At 42.2% G+C, this 16412-nt stretch carries 21 protein-coding genes and 1 other RNA gene; 8 read left to right on the top strand and 14 right to left on the bottom strand.

The features are described from left to right. Positions 1-83 precede the first annotated feature (83 nt). Together Xedl_RS17950 and Xedl_RS17945 are read right to left on the bottom strand one after the other, a co-directional pair. Complete coding sequence (locus Xedl_RS17950) at positions 84-440, bottom strand: hypothetical protein (RefSeq protein WP_074025125.1); 357 nt, start codon at positions 438-440, stop codon at positions 84-86. Positions 441-882: 442 nt separating this feature from the next. Further along, positions 883-1323, bottom strand: a complete 441-nt coding sequence (locus Xedl_RS17945) for a DUF7823 domain-containing protein (RefSeq protein ID WP_074025124.1) — start codon at positions 1321-1323, stop codon at positions 883-885. Between the two features lie 325 nt (positions 1324-1648). Here Xedl_RS17945 and Xedl_RS17940 point away from each other — a divergent pair, with 325 nt between their 5' ends. Continuing rightward, positions 1649-1861, top strand: a complete 213-nt coding sequence (locus Xedl_RS17940; protein ID WP_074025123.1) for a hypothetical protein — start codon at positions 1649-1651, stop codon at positions 1859-1861. Positions 1862-2399: 538 nt separating this feature from the next. Next, complete coding sequence (gene srmB / locus Xedl_RS17935; RefSeq protein WP_074025126.1) at positions 2400-3743, top strand: ATP-dependent RNA helicase SrmB; 1344 nt, start codon at positions 2400-2402, stop codon at positions 3741-3743. Between the two features lie 69 nt (positions 3744-3812). On the opposite strand, the gene Xedl_RS17930 is transcribed toward srmB, so the two are convergent. Together Xedl_RS17930 and grcA are read right to left on the bottom strand one after the other, a co-directional pair. Then, the gene (locus tag Xedl_RS17930; protein ID WP_244149744.1) at positions 3813-4673 is read right to left on the bottom strand and encodes a Tle-like phospholipase domain-containing protein; all 861 of its coding nucleotides are present in this window, start codon (positions 4671-4673) and stop codon (positions 3813-3815) included. Positions 4674-5056: 383 nt separating this feature from the next. After that, complete coding sequence (grcA, locus tag Xedl_RS17925) at positions 5057-5440, bottom strand: autonomous glycyl radical cofactor GrcA (RefSeq protein WP_074025122.1); 384 nt, start codon at positions 5438-5440, stop codon at positions 5057-5059. 335 nt (positions 5441-5775) lie between these two features. Between grcA and ung the strand changes: the two genes are divergently transcribed. Continuing rightward, a complete protein-coding gene (gene ung, locus Xedl_RS17920) occupies positions 5776-6456 on the top strand; it encodes a uracil-DNA glycosylase (protein ID WP_074025121.1) in 681 nt (226 codons plus the stop codon). Between the two features lie 65 nt (positions 6457-6521). On the opposite strand, the gene grpE is transcribed toward ung, so the two are convergent. Further along, a complete protein-coding gene (gene grpE / locus Xedl_RS17915; RefSeq protein WP_074019809.1) occupies positions 6522-7103 on the bottom strand; it encodes a nucleotide exchange factor GrpE in 582 nt (193 codons plus the stop codon). Between the two features lie 125 nt (positions 7104-7228). On the opposite strand from grpE, the gene nadK reads away from it, so the two are divergent. The 3 genes from nadK (at position 7229) to bamE (ending at position 10350) form a co-directional block, all read left to right on the top strand. Beyond that, a complete protein-coding gene (gene nadK / locus Xedl_RS17910) occupies positions 7229-8107 on the top strand; it encodes an NAD(+) kinase (RefSeq protein ID WP_143187471.1) in 879 nt (292 codons plus the stop codon). A gap of 112 nt (positions 8108-8219) precedes the next feature. Beyond that, entirely contained in the window at positions 8220-9893 is a 1674-nt protein-coding gene (recN, locus tag Xedl_RS17905; protein ID WP_074025119.1) for a DNA repair protein RecN, read from the top strand. Between the two features lie 112 nt (positions 9894-10005). Further along, positions 10006-10350, top strand: coding sequence for an outer membrane protein assembly factor BamE (gene bamE, locus Xedl_RS17900; RefSeq protein WP_074025118.1), 345 nt, complete (start codon positions 10006-10008; stop codon positions 10348-10350). A gap of 51 nt (positions 10351-10401) precedes the next feature. Here bamE and Xedl_RS17895 read toward each other — a convergent pair whose 3' ends face one another. Both Xedl_RS17895 and Xedl_RS17890 read right to left on the bottom strand, forming a co-directional pair. Continuing rightward, positions 10402-10695 (bottom strand): RnfH family protein, encoded by a 294-nt coding sequence (locus Xedl_RS17895; protein WP_074025117.1) that lies wholly within the window; start codon positions 10693-10695, stop codon positions 10402-10404. Further along, the gene (locus tag Xedl_RS17890; protein ID WP_074025116.1) at positions 10688-11122 is read right to left on the bottom strand and encodes a type II toxin-antitoxin system RatA family toxin; all 435 of its coding nucleotides are present in this window, start codon (positions 11120-11122) and stop codon (positions 10688-10690) included. The genes Xedl_RS17895 and Xedl_RS17890 overlap by 8 nt, the downstream gene beginning before the upstream one ends. A 157-nt stretch (positions 11123-11279) precedes the next feature. On the opposite strand from Xedl_RS17890, the gene smpB reads away from it, so the two are divergent. Together smpB and ssrA are read left to right on the top strand one after the other, a co-directional pair. Then, a complete protein-coding gene (smpB, locus tag Xedl_RS17885) occupies positions 11280-11762 on the top strand; it encodes an SsrA-binding protein SmpB (protein ID WP_047768254.1) in 483 nt (160 codons plus the stop codon). A gap of 51 nt (positions 11763-11813) precedes the next feature. Continuing rightward, positions 11814-12177, top strand: a transfer-messenger RNA (tmRNA) gene (gene ssrA, locus Xedl_RS17880). A 290-nt stretch (positions 12178-12467) separates the two neighbouring features. Here ssrA and Xedl_RS25890 read toward each other — a convergent pair. The 7 genes from Xedl_RS25890 to Xedl_RS39395 form a co-directional block, all read right to left on the bottom strand. Beyond that, positions 12468-12764 carry a hypothetical protein gene (locus tag Xedl_RS25890; protein ID WP_143187470.1) on the bottom strand — a complete coding sequence of 99 codons (297 nt, stop codon included), beginning with the start codon at positions 12762-12764 and terminating at the stop codon, positions 12468-12470. A gap of 180 nt (positions 12765-12944) precedes the next feature. After that, positions 12945-13178: a transposase gene (locus Xedl_RS21880; protein ID WP_075968233.1), complete on the bottom strand. Its 234-nt coding sequence runs from the start codon at positions 13176-13178 to the stop codon at positions 12945-12947. 66 nt (positions 13179-13244) lie between these two features. Beyond that, a complete protein-coding gene (locus tag Xedl_RS17870; RefSeq protein WP_074025115.1) occupies positions 13245-13598 on the bottom strand; it encodes a hypothetical protein in 354 nt (117 codons plus the stop codon). 75 nt (positions 13599-13673) lie between these two features. Beyond that, complete coding sequence (locus tag Xedl_RS17865) at positions 13674-13868, bottom strand: BRO-N domain-containing protein (RefSeq protein ID WP_074025114.1); 195 nt, start codon at positions 13866-13868, stop codon at positions 13674-13676. 926 nt (positions 13869-14794) lie between these two features. Then, the gene (locus tag Xedl_RS17855) at positions 14795-14983 is read right to left on the bottom strand and encodes an Acb2/Tad1 domain-containing protein (protein ID WP_422645906.1); all 189 of its coding nucleotides are present in this window, start codon (positions 14981-14983) and stop codon (positions 14795-14797) included. A gap of 34 nt (positions 14984-15017) precedes the next feature. After that, positions 15018-15419, bottom strand: a complete 402-nt coding sequence (locus Xedl_RS23775; protein WP_083600385.1) for a lysis protein — start codon at positions 15417-15419, stop codon at positions 15018-15020. After that, positions 15416-15622, bottom strand: coding sequence for a hypothetical protein (locus tag Xedl_RS39395; RefSeq protein WP_422645904.1), 207 nt, complete (start codon positions 15620-15622; stop codon positions 15416-15418). The genes Xedl_RS23775 and Xedl_RS39395 overlap by 4 nt, the downstream gene beginning before the upstream one ends. Positions 15623-16412: the final 790 nt, after the last annotated feature.

Below are 16412 nucleotides of genomic sequence, written 5' to 3'. Positions count from 1 at the left end.
TGGTTCAGACAGTGTGATATTCGATTTCATAAGAACAGGCAATAAGTCATCTGATTACCGATTATAACACCAATGCAGATAGTTTATCTGATCAACTTATAATTTATACCATTTCCATATATAGAGAATAAAGCAATTCTTCCATTGTCAAATGTAGTCGCATATGCATGTTTCATAAAAGGAGACCAATCAACATCGCTTGCAAGAGAAAGTTTCTCGCTAGTGTACCCATTATAACTATTAATATCCGGACGCAGGTTAATTATATTGTCGTTATGATTACCGCCGCCTTTAAAAAAAATCTCAATCTCTCCATTTTTGTTTTCTATGTTTTCAAAAAAACCTACTACATTATATTCTTCAATATTGTTTACCCCATAACTTTTCATAAATTTAGTTACAGAATCATAATTATATGTTGATGTTGTCTGCGTAGTCATAATAATATCCATCTATAGTTGTAAATTTTATTGAATGAATACATCTTATCTTTCAAGTCTCACTTCGCAAGGTGATAGTGGCTGATTATCTCCCGTGATACGGGGAAATAATCACGGCTCTGTCACATTAACAGAGAGTGCAAGAAAAAGTGTGAGTTCTGTCGCATTAGGGGTAGAACCAACAGTCATGTCACCACCGGAAAACTCCCATTGTAAGGATTCTAGTTAGTGATGCTATCCGACAAAGGTTAGATAGCCTCTGAGATTGATGATTCATTAACCCCAACAAGTCATTAAAGTTTATTTCCATGCCTCCGTTTCAAGTGGAACGATGGTATATCGCTAAACCTGCACCATGCAGAAGATAAGGGATATCAATAAGTTAAAGGTAGTTTCACGAGGAAAAGGCCACATTAAGTAGCCTTGAATTCAGTGTGTAAATTTATTTCCAGTTGAAGCAAAAATGTTTGGTTTCGCCCATCTGTTTCATGATTTTGCTTAACTGATGCACCTGATTGCCAGAATATCCAACGGCACATAAATGATTTTCGTCATCTACAAAAACATCTGAAACACCAAGAGAATAGCTTACGTTATCAACAGTAACCAAAAAGTCTCTCTTGAGTAATGTCCTCATACTCTGATAACTAACCTGACTAGTTAATACATTCAACCATACCATAGGCTTATCAGGATAAGTTTCATCATAAAAAAACAACAATACATGTTCGATACCTGTGTTAGTTTGCAGTCCAGTTAAAACACCAACTTTTCCCGGTACCACAACTGAATAACCCCATTGAGTATCTGAATCTTGCCCTAAAAGTAGATCAAAACATAACATAGCGTCTGCCGGGCAGACTAACTTATTAACGTCAGACATAAACACCTCACTTAATTATTTATTAATAAAGGTCATTTCATCCTATTGTTAACTCACCAGAAACCTTACTGAGTTCAAATCTTAATCTCAATCGGATTACGACTATAGCAAGGCTTATAATTTGAAAGATGATGGTTGGTTCAGTGAGGTGTATATTTGAAGTTTGGTTCCGCAGACCCGTTATTGAACATAGAGTATTAATTGTTCCGTTATGGGAATTCCCATATCGAATGAATCTCAATTAGTTAAGATTTAGTTGTTCAGAATAACCAAATATGTGAAACTCGCACCAAATAACCATCCGTAAATATTATAAGGATTTAATATGTCACAATTAAAAAAATTACCATTCGGAGAAAAAACACCTCTAGTATTCATTTTTGGTGGAATATTTTTACTCGCAGTATCAATTTTAAAGTGGATGACATCTGATATTGAAGTGGACTGGCTATATAACTCAGTTGGAAGTTTACTAGCCATTTATTTTGTTACTCTTGGGTTCAGATTACGTAAAAAGTACCGAAGTAATAACGAGTAAGTTTGGACTAACCGGAATTACCGGATATTTTAGCTTGTAGTGATGGGTTGCAGGTTGGAATTAAAATCCATCGAACTCATCGCACCATTCGAATTCATCTTTCATGAGGGTGATCTCTTTTCCGCTGAAAATCATATTAACCAACTGATTTATATAACATGAAGGGATGATGATTTAATAAATTACTTAGATTCTCGTGGTATTAATTTTCATCAGCCGCCTGACCTTATGCGCCGTAACAATCCTCACTCACCTGATAACGGATAGTGCCATCTGCGCGTGGGCGTTTTTCTATGCTATAGTAGGCCATCTGTAGTGTTCTCCAGTTCAAATTCTCGCGATGTAAAGGGGTGCTTTCAGGGGTGCTGATAATCCCAAAATAGCTCAAAATGCCCTTAAATGCACGAAAATCAGCGAAAACAACAACTCAGGAAATTCAGCATAATAACAAGCTATGGCGGGAGTCTGGCGTGTTATTTGGGTATTTTCTTTTTCCGTTTTACCGATTTATAATCGGCGCCCCAAACAGAGGTATATGATGACTGCGACAAATTTTTCCGAATTCGAACTTGATGAATCCCTGCTTGAAGCCCTGAACGACAAAGGCTATGAACGCCCAACTGCCATTCAGGCAGCCGCCATTCCTGCGGCTATGGACGGACGTGATGTCTTAGGTTCAGCGCCGACCGGTACAGGTAAGACCGCCGCTTACCTGTTGCCAGTACTGCAACATTTACTGGATTTTCCGCGCAAAAAATCGGGACCTCCACGTATCCTGATTTTGACACCAACCCGTGAGCTGGCAATGCAGGTTGCAGAACAGGCAAAAGAACTGGCGGCCCATACACATTTGGACATCGCTACAATCACTGGTGGTGTTGCCTATATGAATCACGCGGAAGTATTCAGTGAGAATCAGGATATTGTTGTCGCAACGACAGGGCGTCTGCTGCAATACATCAAAGAAGAAAATTTCGACTGCCGAGCGGTGGAAACGCTGATCCTTGATGAAGCTGATCGCATGTTGGATATGGGATTCGCCAACGATGTCGAAACGATTGCAGGTGAAACCCGCTGGCGTAAACAAACGTTGTTATTCTCCGCAACCCTGGAAGGGGAATCCATCCGTGATTTTGCCGAACGCCTGTTAACTGATCCTGTTGAGATCGATGCCGAACCTTCTCGCCGTGAGCGCAAGAAAATTCAGCAATTTTACTATCGGGCTGATTCGTTAGAGCATAAAACAGCCATTCTGTGTCACCTTCTCCAGCAACCTGACGTGACTAAGTCCATTGTTTTCGTGCGCAAACGAGAGCGTGTCCGCGAACTTGTCGATTGGCTGAACCAAGCCGGTATTCAAGCGGGTTTCCTTGAAGGCGAAATGGTGCAAGCCAAGCGTACCGATGCTGTAAAACGCTTGAATGATGGTAAAGTCAAAGTTCTGGTTGCAACCGACGTTGCTTCCCGTGGATTAGATATCGAGGATGTCAGCCACGTCTTTAACTTCGATTTGCCTCGTACCGCAGATGTTTATTTGCACCGGATTGGCCGTACTGCTCGCGCAGGTCGTAAAGGAACAGCCATTGCTCTGGTTGAAGCACACGATCACCTACTTTTGGGTAAAATCAGCCGTTACCTCAACGAACCTTTGAAAATGCGAGTGGTTGATGAGCTTCGCCCACAAACCAAAGCGCCGAACGATAAAAAGGGCTATAAACCATCCAAAAAAGTGTTAGCAAAACGCAAAGAGAAGAAGAAAAAAACAGACGAAGTGAAGAAAAACCGTGTGAAAGTTCGTCATCGCGACAAAAAAAATATCGGTAAACGTCGTGCTGCTTCTGGCAATCCTAAACCAGAATTAACTGAATCCAGTAACGATTAATTAATAACCGATTGTAAAATATGGGCGAAGCCATACAATACATTCGCCCATGTTCCAGCACGCTAAATATTACATCGTATCATGCTGCTCACTTTGCTGCGATGTGATATCTGTATCTGTAACATCGGTTGACGCTAACAAGGTATGACCATTGTTCAACCAAGGCTTTTGTTCCGCCATCAATTCGAGGACTGCTTCCAAAAAATGTGCCTTAAAAGTATGTAGTCCATATCGATTAGGCAACATGACATCCCATATGCTCTCTAATTCATATTCATACTTAAGCTCTATTTTGTGCCCCATCGGTTGACGAATTGGCAACGTTTTTTGCAAGTTACCCAACCAATCGTGTTCGACGGTATAATGGCGAATTAAACCACTGTCAGCCAATTCATGAGCGACTTCGGGGGAAACTCCCATATGTTTCAATGTCGCGTCAGAAACACCGACAGAATTATAAATAACTGCTGGTTTTCCTGTTGCCAATGCAGCCACGGTTGCTAATCCCCCCCCCAATGAATGCCCTGTGAAAATGACATTTTCACCCAATACGTCTAACGCCTTATGTGCCAATTCCACGGCTTGATTATATTGCTTTTCATTGTAACCAAGCCCTTGACGAATACTTACCATAAAGTCTTTTAATTCATTCGATCCTGTGAAAGAGACAATATATAAGCCTTTATTATGGTATACGCCGGCCTGAAACCCTGTTGAATAATCATTCAGAGTGTCAGGCTCAATGCCCAATTTTGATAAGTCCTCATCCGACAGGCGGACATAATCACCAATTCCTAAACTACTTTGTCGATAAACATCACGGGTAACCAGCGTCAAGGTATAATCGACCAATTTAGATTGTTTCCCCGCAATATCATTGGCTTTCAATTCAGGGGCTGCCATCGCACGGGCATTTAAATTATTAGCCAATGATTGATTAACCAATGATTGATAGAGCGCATTAACCTACTTGGTATTTTCTGAAAGTGAAATGCTTGGGGAAGAAATGTGCTCAACTTCGTCAGGTGGTGACTGAGCTGGAGAATTAGATTGAGGTTGTAGAGCATTTCCTTGTAAGGAATAAAGTCCTAAGTTACTTAAAAAACTAGTATTAACGGATAAAGTCATAAAATTCTCCTACAGATTATTTAAATTTGGTGTGGTTTAAACGCCCAAACTCTCTATCGGCAGAATTTTTAACAAAATTAAAACAAATTTAATTTTCAATTAACAATTTTAATTCCCATAATTAAAAAATGGAAATAAAAAAGGGAGTCTTAATTCTCCCTTCAGTTTTTTGCTTGAGACAAGAATTACAAGTTTTCTGTAAAAGTACGAGCAATAACATCACGTTGCTGTTCTGGAGTCAGAGAATTAAAGCGAACAGCATAACCAGATACCCGAATTGTAAGCTGGGGATATTTTTCGGGGTGTTTTACCGCATCTTCCAGCGTTTCGCGGCGCAGAACATTAACATTCAAATGTTGTCCGCCTTCTACACGCACAGTCGGCTTGACTTCCAACGGGATCTCACGATATTCAAATTGCCCCAACTCCCCTTTGGTAACAATCTGGCCTTCATCGTAATCTGCTTTGGCACAGATACAACGCGCTTCATTTTTTTCATCATCCAACAGCCAAAAAGAATTCATTAATGCAGCATTATCGGATTGGGTAATTTGAATCCCAGTAATCATTTATACCTCCAACATCATCATCTTGGTTATTTGATCAAACCATTATTTAATCAATGATCGTTCCTGATTTTCTGTATACCAGCACAAATGAGAAGATTCTTTGATTATAATCAACTAATTTCATAAGGTTATTGATGGTAATTTCATAACATTATGTTTTAAATCATCTTTTATAGCAGAATTGAATAAAATTATTTTTATATTTTTTCAAAAAAATTTATAAAAATAGCTTTTTATCCTGAGAATTAAGCGTGGATTGGGATCTGAGGGTTTCCCTATCCCAAGGGAATCGGTAAGCTTAAGCCATCTGATAATCATCTAGAAAGGGATTGGCTATGTCCGCACCTCTCACATGGCACGATGTCATCGGCAATGAAAAGAAACAACCTTATTTTGTTGATACATTGGCTTATGTTGCCAATGAACGTCAGGCTGGAAAAACCATTTATCCGCCTCAAACAGATGTTTTCAATGCATTCCGCTATACCGAATTGGCTGATGTAAAAGTTGTGATTTTGGGGCAAGATCCTTACCACGGCCCAAATCAGGCTCACGGTTTGGCTTTCTCTGTACAGCCGGGTATTCCTGCACCACCTTCTCTCGTTAATATGTACAAAGAATTGGAATCGGATATTGCTGGATTTACTCGCCCAAATCACGGTTGCTTGATAAGCTGGGCAAAACAGGGGGTATTATTGCTCAATACTGTACTCACCGTTGAGCGCGGCAGCGCACATTCCCATGCTCATTTGGGTTGGGAAACGTTCACTGACAAAGTCATTGCAGCAATCAATGAACATCGCAACGGAGTCATTTTCTTGCTTTGGGGATCTCATGCCCAGAAAAAAGGCCACTTTATTGATAACCAACGCCATCATGTATTAAAAGCGCCCCATCCTTCACCTTTGTCTGCCCATCGTGGTTTCTTAGGTTGTAAACATTTCTCACAGGCCAACAACTTATTGGAAGCACAGGGATTATCCCCAATAGATTGGGAACCCCAATTGCCCCAATAACCGATCTCTGCCTACAAAAATGCCGCCTTTCAAATGGCGGCATTGCATCATGAGATACCGTAACCTTATTTAGAAACAGCAACCATTGCAGGACGTAATAAACGACCATTCAAGGTATAACCTTTCTGCATCACCAACATAACCTGATTAGGTTCATGCTGATCGGATTCCATCATGGTCATCGCCTGATGCACTTCTGGATTGAAAGGGACATTCGTGTCACTGACCACTTCAACACCAAACTTACCCACTGAATCGATAAAAGATTTCAGAGTCAGTTCAATACCTTCAACCATTGGCAATAGCGCTTCATTGGTACGATCGGCCACATCTAATGCACGTTCCAGATTGTCGATAACAGGTAGCAGTTCATTGACAAATTTTTCCAATGCAAATTTATGTGCCTTTTCTACATCCAGCTCAGTACGACGGCGGATGTTTTCGATTTCAGCACGCGCACGCAATAAAGCATCACGTTCGTTAGCCTGAGCCTGTTTCAGTTGTTCTTCCAACTCAGCAACACGCGGATCAACAACATTTTCAGTCTCTGGCGCATCTGCCTGTTCCGCATTTATTTGTTGCTCTAATACATTTTCTGTATTTTCTGCGACTTGCTCATCAGGTACTTTTTGGTCTTTACTACTCATGAATATCTCCGCGTATTTTGTATTATCTTCGCCATTTGAGCTTTATTATGGGGATCAAAATGCGGGATTCAAGGGAACAATCATTATTGTGAAGGCAAAACCATATGCTAAAGGAAATAACAGCAATGAATAATGAATTCAAATGCATCGGTATTGTCGGTCGTCCACGTCATCCTGAAGCGCTGGCCACCCATGAAATGCTGTACCACTGGCTGGTATCTAAAGGTTATTGCGTCATTGTGGATAGACAGGTCGCGAAAGATATTAATTTAAAAGGTGCTCAGACGGGAGGATTGACTGAAATTGGTAAAATTGCCGATCTTGTGATTGTTGTCGGTGGTGATGGCAATATGCTCGGTGCAACCAGAGTATTATCACGCTATAACATCAAAGTCATTGGGATCAATCGAGGCAATTTAGGCTTTTTAACCGATTTAGATCCCGATAATGCTTTGCAGCAACTATCCGAAGTTTTAGATGGCAAATATCGGGACGAAAAACGCTTTCTGCTTGAGGCTCAAGTGACAAAAACCGGACATAAGTCCCGCCGTAGTACGGCTTTAAATGAAGTCGTACTACATCCAGGCAAAGTTGCCCATATGATTGAATTCGAAGTATATATTGATGAACGTTTTGCTTTTTCTCAACGTTCAGACGGCTTAATCATAGCAACACCCACTGGCTCTACTGCCTATTCCCTGTCTGCCGGAGGGCCTATATTAACCCCAAACTTAGATGCTATCGTGCTAGTGCCGATGTTTCCACATACGCTCTCGGCACGTCCTCTCGTTATCAGCAGCGAAAGCAGCATTCGCCTGAAATTTGCCCAAAACAGCAATGACTACGAAGTCAGTTGTGACAGCCAAATTGTCCTGCCAATTCAAGATGGTGAAGAAGTCATCATTAAGCGCAGTGACTATAATCTGCATTTAATTCATCCAAAAGATTACAACTACTTCAATACACTGAGTACAAAACTGGGCTGGTCGAAAAAAATGTTCTAAAAACGAACCTCCCTACTTTACTGTATAAAAAACCAGTTTATACTGTATGGAAGCACAGACATGTTCTTATACAGTAACGTGTTTATATACAGTAAAAAGAAGGAGGGGCACGATGCTGACTCAATTGACCATCAGTAACTTTGCTATCGTTCGTGAACTTGAAATTGATTTCCGCTCAGGAATGACAGCAATCACAGGTGAAACCGGAGCGGGTAAATCCATCGCGATTGATGCATTAGGTTTATGTCTTGGCAATCGGGGTGAAGCTAACATGGTTCGCCAAGGGGCTCCACGCACCGACCTTTGTGCCCGTTTCTCATTGGCTGATGCTCCTTCTGCCCGCAAGTGGCTGATAGACCACCAGCTTGATGAGAGTTTTGATGATGGCAATGAGTGCCTGCTGCGTCGTACAATTACCGCTGATGGGCGCTCTCGCGGTTTTATCAATGGTACTGCTGTACCACTTTCTCAATTACGTGAATTGGGTTCTCATCTGATTCAAATCCACGGGCAACATGCTCACCAATTGTTGTTAGAAAATCGTCACCAAAGGCGCTTGCTGGATATTTATGCGAGCGATGTCGAACTTCAGTATGAAATGAAACAAGCTTACCAACAATGGCGCCAAAGCTGTCAGGCGCTCTCCCAATTCCAACAACAAGCTCTTGAGCGTCGCTCACGCCAGCAATTGCTGGAATATCATCTGAAAGAACTGAACGAATTATCACCACAACCAGGTGATTATCAAGAACAGGATAGTGAACACAAACGGCTGGCAAATTGCGGGCAATTTTTGTCCGTTAGTCAAAATATCCTCCAGATTTTAAGTGATAATGATGAGCAGAACATTGTTAGCCTTCTCAGCTATGCCCGTAGTGAACTGACAGAACTTGCCAGCATGGATCACAAACTCGGCGGCCTGCTTAACATGCTGGAAGAAGCTGCTATCCAAATCAATGAAGTTAGTGACGAGTTACGTCATTACAGCGACCAACTGGAACTGGACCCTAATCGTTTATTCGAACTGGAACAGAAAATTTCCCAACAAATCAGCATGGCCCGCAAACACCATGTTGCACCAGAAGAGTTACCTGCATTACATCAACAGTTGTTGGAAGAACAATATCAATTATCCCAGCAGGAAAATGATTGTGCCCACCTTAGTGAACTTGTCAGTTTGCATTACCAACAAGCCCTGACTGTGGCAGAAAAATTGCACCATGTTCGCCAGGAATATGCCGCAGAATTGGGTCAACTGATAACGAACAGTATGCACCAGCTTTCTATGCCTCATGGTCGCTTTAGCATTGATGTTACCTTTGAAGCGGAGCATTTAAATATTGATGGAGCCAGCAAAGTTGAATTCAATGTCACAACTAACCCCGGCCAACCTCATCAACCATTAACAAAAGTGGCATCAGGTGGTGAACTTTCTCGTATTGCGCTGGCAATTCAGGTCATTACGGCGAAAAAAATGGAAACCCCTGCGCTGATTTTCGATGAAGTGGATGTAGGTATCAGTGGCCCAACAGCGGCAATTGTCGGGCGTTTGCTACGTGAATTGGGGGAATCGACCCAAGTTATGTGTGTCACCCATTTACCGCAAGTTGCAGGATGCGGGCATCAACATTTTTATGTCAGCAAGCAAACAGACGGCGAAGAAACAGAAACCCAAATGCAGCTATTAGATAAAAAAGCACGACTTCAAGAACTGGCGCGGCTTCTGGCGGGAAGTGAGGTTACAAAAAATACTTTGGCTAATGCAAAAGAGTTGTTGGCGGCATAAATTGAGACAACTTTCTTGTATAATTGCAGTCATAGGTAAATGCATAGAGGTTTCCAATCTCTTCAATGTTTATTATTATCGACGGCCTAATGCCTAAAGGAATGTAATTACTATGCGCTGTAAATTGTTGACTGCCGCTACTGTATCTCTTGTTATGCTGACTGCGGGTTGCTCCATGTTTGAGCGAATTGTTTATCGTCCTGATATTAATCAAGGGAACTACCTTACGCCGGCTGCGGTATCAAAAATTCATAAAGGAATGACTCAGCAGCAAGTTTCTTACACTTTGGGAACACCAATGCTGACCGATCCGTTTGGAAGTCAAACTTGGTATTACGTATTCCGCCAACAACCAGGCCACGGGAAAACAACTCAGCAAACGCTGACACTGACCTTTGACAGCCAAGGTGTGCTAACTGATATCAAGGATGAAAAATCACTGCCAGAGAATCAGTGAGATGTGTGTTTTATTTATTCGCCAGCAGACAACCTGGCGAATAAATAGACATTATCGCGCATTGTTTTTCGCGCGCTCCGCTCGCTTACGGCGCATTTCTTTTGGATCAGCAACCAGAGGGCGATAAATCTCTACACGATCCCCCTCTTCCAGCGTATCAGTCAGCTTGGCCGGACGGCTATAAATACCCACTTTATTTTTAGCCAAATCGATATCATTACGTAATGTCAAAAGGCCAGATGTTACAATCGCCTGTTCGACGGTTGCTCCTTGCGATACTTTCACATTACGCAGATATTGCCGTTCAGGCAAAGCATAAACGACTTCGATATTCATCTCAGACACTGTAGACCTCACGTGCACGTTGAGTAAAAGCCTGAACCATATTACCCGCCAGCTCTTTAAATACCTTACCAAAAGCCAGTTCAATTAACTTGTTGGTAAATTCAAAATCGAGATGCAACTCAACCTTGCAAGCATCTTCACTTAACGGAATAAAGTGCCACCCACCCATCAACTTACGGAAAGGCCCATCAACAAGCTGCATACTGATGCGTTGATTATCGAATAGCGTATTGCGCGTTACGAACGTCTTACTGATCCCTGCCTTAGAGACCTCAACGGAAGCCGTCATTTCATTATTGCTACTGCTTATTACACGACTACCCACACATCCTGGTAAAAAATCCGGATAAGATGTCACATCGTTGACCAATTTATACATTTGTTCCACGCTGTAAGGCACTAGCGCAGAGCGACTAATCTGTGGCATATCATTTCCTGTAAAACATAACAGCGCTGAATAGTATCACTTAAACATGGTTAAATAAAAACCTGATGACATTTAGAGCAATAAATAAGCGCTTATCGCTAAATATCATACAGAAGAGATTTCTTTCACTAACGCATACAGTATAATACAACGCATTATGACAAAGAAAAAAGCATACAAACCCGGTTCGGCAACAATTGCCATGAATAAGCGAGCCCGCCACGAATACTTCATTGAGGAAGAATTCGAAGCAGGCTTATCCCTACAAGGTTGGGAAGTTAAATCACTGCGCGCTGGCAAGGCTAACATCAGTGAGAGTTATGTTTTGCTCAAAGATGGTGATGCTTATCTTTTTGGTGCCACGATTACACCATTAAATGTTGCTTCTTCCCACGTAGTTTGTGATCCGACACGGTCACGCAAGCTATTACTTAACAAACGCGAGCTTGATTCACTGTATGGTCGAATCAATCGAGAAGGTTACACCATCGTCGCACTTTCCATGTATTGGAAAAATGCCTGGTGCAAAATTAAAATTGGCGTGGCAAAAGGTAAAAAAGCGCACGATAAACGTTCAGACATCAAAGAACGTGAGTGGAAATTAGACAAAGCGAGAATTATGAAGAATTCTGGGCGTTAATCACTGGCATTATCACTCAATATTCTGATATACTTGTTTTTAAATACACTTGGGGCTGATTCTGGATTCGACGGGATTCGCGAAACCCAAGGTGCATGCCGAGGGGCGGTTGGCCTCGTAAAAAGCCGCAAAACAATAGTCGCAAACGACGAAAACTACGCACTGGCAGCTTAATAACCTGCGCAGAGCCCTCTCTCCCTAGCCTCCGCTCTTAGGACGGGGATCAAGAGAGGTCAAACCCAAAAGAGATCGCGTGGATGCCCTGTCTGGGGTTGAAGCGTTAAATCCAATCAGGCTAGTTTGTTAGTGGCGTGTCTGTCCGCAGCTGGCAAGCGAATGTAAAGACCAGACTAAGCATGTAGTACCAAGGATGTAGGAATTTCGGACGCGGGTTCAACTCCCGCCAGCTCCACCAAATTTGGTAGGACAGCGCAAGGACAACAACTTGAAAAACAGTAAGTTAGAAAAGTTGAGTGGTCGCTGTCATGACAGTAAAAGGACTTCAAAGTGCACGTAAAATGCACGTGGAGTTAAATTTAAAACATCTCAGATCCCCCTCTGAGATGTTTTTTTATTTGCAGCGAATGTATTTCTATTTGTAAAATAGTGTAACAAAAATACACGCCACTTTTACCTGTTTTGGGTCTGGTTTACCCCTCGGATTACTCTCTCTAGACTCTGTATTGAAGAACGGCCATCATTATTTTATTCAAAAAATTTACTGCAAAAATTGCCCGGTGAGTGTTTTTTTACTAAAGAAATTGAGGTTGGTTCCAAGGTGGGGATGGGAAACAAAGCCACTATCACTATAGGGCAGAAATCCGCCCTTGACGTAAATGGGCTTTCAAATCCCACACCTCCGTTTGAAACGGAAGGAAAGCGGGGGTGTCGACCAATAAAATCAATAAGTTTATTCCTTTCATCCAGTACAGTAAACGACCAATCAGAACCTTTTAGTGCATTGCTGTAGATGGTCAGTGGCTCTATGTCTATGCCGATCACATTCGCTTCTTGACTAAAAAACGCCACCGTGTCGAAGGGGTGCGAGTTCAGGGTTACACAGCAAAAGGAATAGAACTGCGAGAGGTGGTGTGATGGTCATTATGTCTGGTGACTCCTCGAATTTAAGGAGTCCTGCTGTCAAGGTCATTAGCTCAGTGAACTCGAAGAATACCGTAGTCCTCACTTTAGCTGGTCACTCAGAGAAACTTTTCGCTCACGCATCGGTTGAAATTTTGGCTGATGGGTATGCGAATATTTTCGGACACCCACGGCAACCCATTTTCCCAGAATGCTGCTGTCGATCCCCAATGAACGGACGACATCGACAACCCGTTGTTGATGGAGGACAATCTGTTGAACCGCTTCCAGCTTAAATTCAGTAGAATATTGGCGTTTGGTTGGCTTCAATTTCATCGCCACACCTCATGGTCATTTTAATAACATTAGCAGGCTTTTGACGTGTCCGAGATCCTTATACTACTACACTTCTGAATCAGGCAGATATTTAGAGTAACCAGAGTGCCTTACCGCTGCGCTGTTGCCAATCTCAAAAGGCGGAGCGGTGTTGGAATTGCGCTTTTTTGAATTGCGCACTTTGCGGGTTTCGTTTTGCGCAGTTTTGTGCGCAGTTGGATTTTTGATCTTGCCTGCAAAACCGCACTGTTTTTCCACCTCATTGATAATGGTGGCAGCGTCTTTGTATTCCGCTTGCTTCGTACCGGCCTCACGCCGACCATGAATGCGATCCATCAGTTCAGCGATATGCTCTAACTGAGATGCCAGATCTAATAACCATTTCCGCAATTCCTTAGCGACTTTGGTTTTCGACAGCATCCCCACAAGGTGAGCACCACGAAGAGAGAAAATGCGAGTTTCTGTCTCCCAGTTATCGTAACCATTTGATTTTTCCTAGGTGGTCGTTTTGACCACCCGAGACATCTCTTCTGTAAATTCGTCTTTATTTCGACTGTAAATCTTGTTGACCGACTTATCATCCGCATATTCCAATAAGGATGCGAGTGATGAAGCAGTAAACCAAATCTTCCCGTCACCATTATCAAAAGGGATAACTTCACGTTCTTTGAAAACTAATGCCTTAGACATAACGTATTACCTTCTCTTTGAAATGAACCCTCGCCACATTAGAAAACCAGCCCACCGATAGCTCGCCAGCCATAACTGGTTATCTTGAAGGCTCATTTCAAATGATTAGATTAGGTTCGGTGTAATTAATTGGCGCATGTGGTGCGCTTCGGAAACAAAAATGCCACCAGCCCGTGTGCGTTGGGTACGCGATGGGAATGAGGTGGCAGCATGGGTTATTTCTGTAGCCACTCAAGGGAATGGGTAAAGAAATATTTCATTTAGTTTCAGAGGGTAGTTAATTGTTAAGCATTATTCGCTTGTTGTTGGGTTAAATGAGTGGATACATTTAAACACGAAGATTTATAAAGGAGCTTTCTCTTATGAATTGTCAAGATTTTTTTGAAGGATTAGTCGCGCATGGATTTGTATCAGAATACCGACGCAATGGAGTTGTTTCTCTACAGTGCAGGATTCTTTCCCCAGTTTATCAAACAATTAACCGAACATTGGGCACTCCTCTCGGTAATAATAATAGTATATACAACTATTTTCCTTGCTTGGGATTCCAATCACCGCAAAGAGTTGGTAACACTTATGCTGGTATGATTACATATGTTTTATGTCCACACACCATAGATATAACTATTAATAAATACCGACGAGATATACTTCCATTCATGCGCTCCTCATTGAATAACACTTCACTCTTTCGTGAGAGGGTTGCGCGGCTAGCAGCTCATGCTCAGTATGTGCATAACCAAATAAATGATGCTGTAATTCATGACCTTAACTATCCAACTCATAACACCCCAGTAGAACAAGATGTATTAGATTGGGTAATGCGTAGATATTTCTCACCCTGATAATTTAATCACAACTAACTTGACACTGCCCTTAACCTACTCCTGCCACCTCAGTATCATTTGCTCTGAGATGGCAATCAGTCAGAATGTTGTTGGTTGAGCCACGGCACGAACCCAGCACATGATCCCCTTTTGCAGATCGGTGCGGCCTTCGTTTAGCCAACGCATATCAATTTGATGACTGCCCGTTTGTGCGTTGGTAACCACAAGATAGTCATAGAGCTTACCTAGTTCCTCTCCAAGTGCCTTAATCTTGTTCATGCAATCAATTTCATCTTGGGTTCATTCACGATAGCCAGTGATTTTACGATGTTGGTTTTCCATTGTTTCCTCTGCATTCAGTATTCACGTAATCCTGCAAATATCTCAGTTTTGCCCTGTCGTTGATGATGCCTTCTCGGATATCGAGAACAGTTGATCCAGTTTCTCTAGTGAGTTCGACGGGGGTTGGAGTGACCACGCTGCCGGAAGTAACGGTTTCAGACACGGGACAGACGGCTTTGATGCGCAGCTTGCGACGACCAGCGGCAACATCAGCCCGAAGAGTGTCAATTTCAGTCTTGGCATTGGCGAGTTCCTGAGTGTGTTTGGTGTCTAACTCTGTGAGGTGCTGGTGGATACGCTCTAGCTGGGTGGCGTTGATAGCAACTTGTTCAGATAGCTTAGTGGTCAACGATTGATTCGCACCCGCCAGCTTCCCGTTCATAGCAATTCAAACGTTTTTTCAAACGTCGCCTCAGAATAAGGCTGCTTGCTGTTCTCGTGCTGGATAATAGCTTTGGACAAAGCAATCAGCGTAGATTTATTGATGTCGAGAGTCTGCATCGGATCAACGCGCAGTGCCTTAGCAACACCTTTAACATAAGCCAATGTTTTGTTTTCACTAGGAGGTGCCCAGCGAAGTATCATTTTGTACACGCTTTGGTGTCCATTTTTATGATAATTACACAGCAGCTTCATGAGTGCCCGAATACCATATTCAGCCGATTAAAATCGACAGAACCGTTTCTCAAGATCCGGGTCATGTGGCAATAAGCCTTGCCATTTGTTAGCGGAGTTATGATCAATATTGCCGGGATTGTTGTTGCAAAAGCCTCTGGTCATCAAATCATTCCCCGTCGTTGTTCATACGCTGCCAGCATCCTGAGGAATCGGTAGCGTTTGTAAAAATTAAAATAGTCTTTTAATAAACAAACAGTTATATTAGTTATATCGCGGGTTCCACTCCCGCCAGCTCCACCAAATAAATCAAGGAGTTACACGAAAGTGTAGCCCTTTTTGTTTGTCCAGTGTCCACTTTACGTCCACTCAAAATAAATAAATGTCCATACTGTATTCTGACTGACACACAACAAAAGGATGTATCTGCGATGGAAACAAAAATAACTCCTAAGTACACTTCACTCTATTGTGATATCTCTAAAGACCTACGTGATGAATTCATAGACAGATGTAAAGAAGCTGGAATAGACGCAAGCACTCCCATGTGCTTTTCAGTTGAACCTATAGAATTTGTTCGCATAATTCACGATGGTTTAGCTAAAATAGCAATATCATTACTAGATGGTGTCGTCATGAGAAATTTCGTGCAATAATAATACCCCATCATTCCATCATAAGAGTCGATTAACCATGAGTACACCTGCACACCGCCGCCACGATATTTCAGATCGCGCCTGGAGCCTGCTTGAACCTCATT

The sequence above is a fragment of the Xenorhabdus eapokensis genome, from assembly GCF_001908105.1.
The sequence above is the reverse complement of the archived record's forward strand: the minus strand, read 5'-3'. Positions and strand labels throughout refer to the sequence as shown.

Excerpts from the sequence above, each read along its gene's own strand:
- Xedl_RS17950 (WP_074025125.1), bottom strand. The coding sequence starts at position 440 with ATGACTACGCAGACAACATCAACATATAATTATGATTCTGTAACTAAA.
- Xedl_RS17945 (WP_074025124.1), bottom strand. The coding sequence starts at position 1,323 with ATGTCTGACGTTAATAAGTTAGTCTGCCCGGCAGACGCTATGTTATGT.
- Xedl_RS17940 (WP_074025123.1), top strand. The coding sequence starts at position 1,649 with ATGTCACAATTAAAAAAATTACCATTCGGAGAAAAAACACCTCTAGTA.
- srmB (WP_074025126.1), top strand. The coding sequence starts at position 2,400 with ATGACTGCGACAAATTTTTCCGAATTCGAACTTGATGAATCCCTGCTT.
- grcA (WP_074025122.1), bottom strand. The coding sequence starts at position 5,440 with ATGATTACTGGGATTCAAATTACCCAATCCGATAATGCTGCATTAATG.
- ung (WP_074025121.1), top strand. The coding sequence starts at position 5,776 with ATGTCCGCACCTCTCACATGGCACGATGTCATCGGCAATGAAAAGAAA.
- grpE (WP_074019809.1), bottom strand. The coding sequence starts at position 7,103 with ATGAGTAGTAAAGACCAAAAAGTACCTGATGAGCAAGTCGCAGAAAAT.
- nadK (WP_143187471.1), top strand. The coding sequence starts at position 7,229 with ATGAATAATGAATTCAAATGCATCGGTATTGTCGGTCGTCCACGTCAT.
- recN (WP_074025119.1), top strand. The coding sequence starts at position 8,220 with ATGCTGACTCAATTGACCATCAGTAACTTTGCTATCGTTCGTGAACTT.
- bamE (WP_074025118.1), top strand. The coding sequence starts at position 10,006 with ATGCGCTGTAAATTGTTGACTGCCGCTACTGTATCTCTTGTTATGCTG.
- Xedl_RS17890 (WP_074025116.1), bottom strand. The coding sequence starts at position 11,122 with ATGCCACAGATTAGTCGCTCTGCGCTAGTGCCTTACAGCGTGGAACAA.
- smpB (WP_047768254.1), top strand. The coding sequence starts at position 11,280 with ATGACAAAGAAAAAAGCATACAAACCCGGTTCGGCAACAATTGCCATG.
- Xedl_RS21880 (WP_075968233.1), bottom strand. The coding sequence starts at position 13,178 with ATGAAATTGAAGCCAACCAAACGCCAATATTCTACTGAATTTAAGCTG.
- Xedl_RS17870 (WP_074025115.1), bottom strand. The coding sequence starts at position 13,598 with ATGCTGTCGAAAACCAAAGTCGCTAAGGAATTGCGGAAATGGTTATTA.
- Xedl_RS17865 (WP_074025114.1), bottom strand. The coding sequence starts at position 13,868 with ATGTCTAAGGCATTAGTTTTCAAAGAACGTGAAGTTATCCCTTTTGAT.
- Xedl_RS23775 (WP_083600385.1), bottom strand. The coding sequence starts at position 15,419 with ATGAACGGGAAGCTGGCGGGTGCGAATCAATCGTTGACCACTAAGCTA.
- Xedl_RS39395 (WP_422645904.1), bottom strand. The coding sequence starts at position 15,622 with ATGATACTTCGCTGGGCACCTCCTAGTGAAAACAAAACATTGGCTTAT.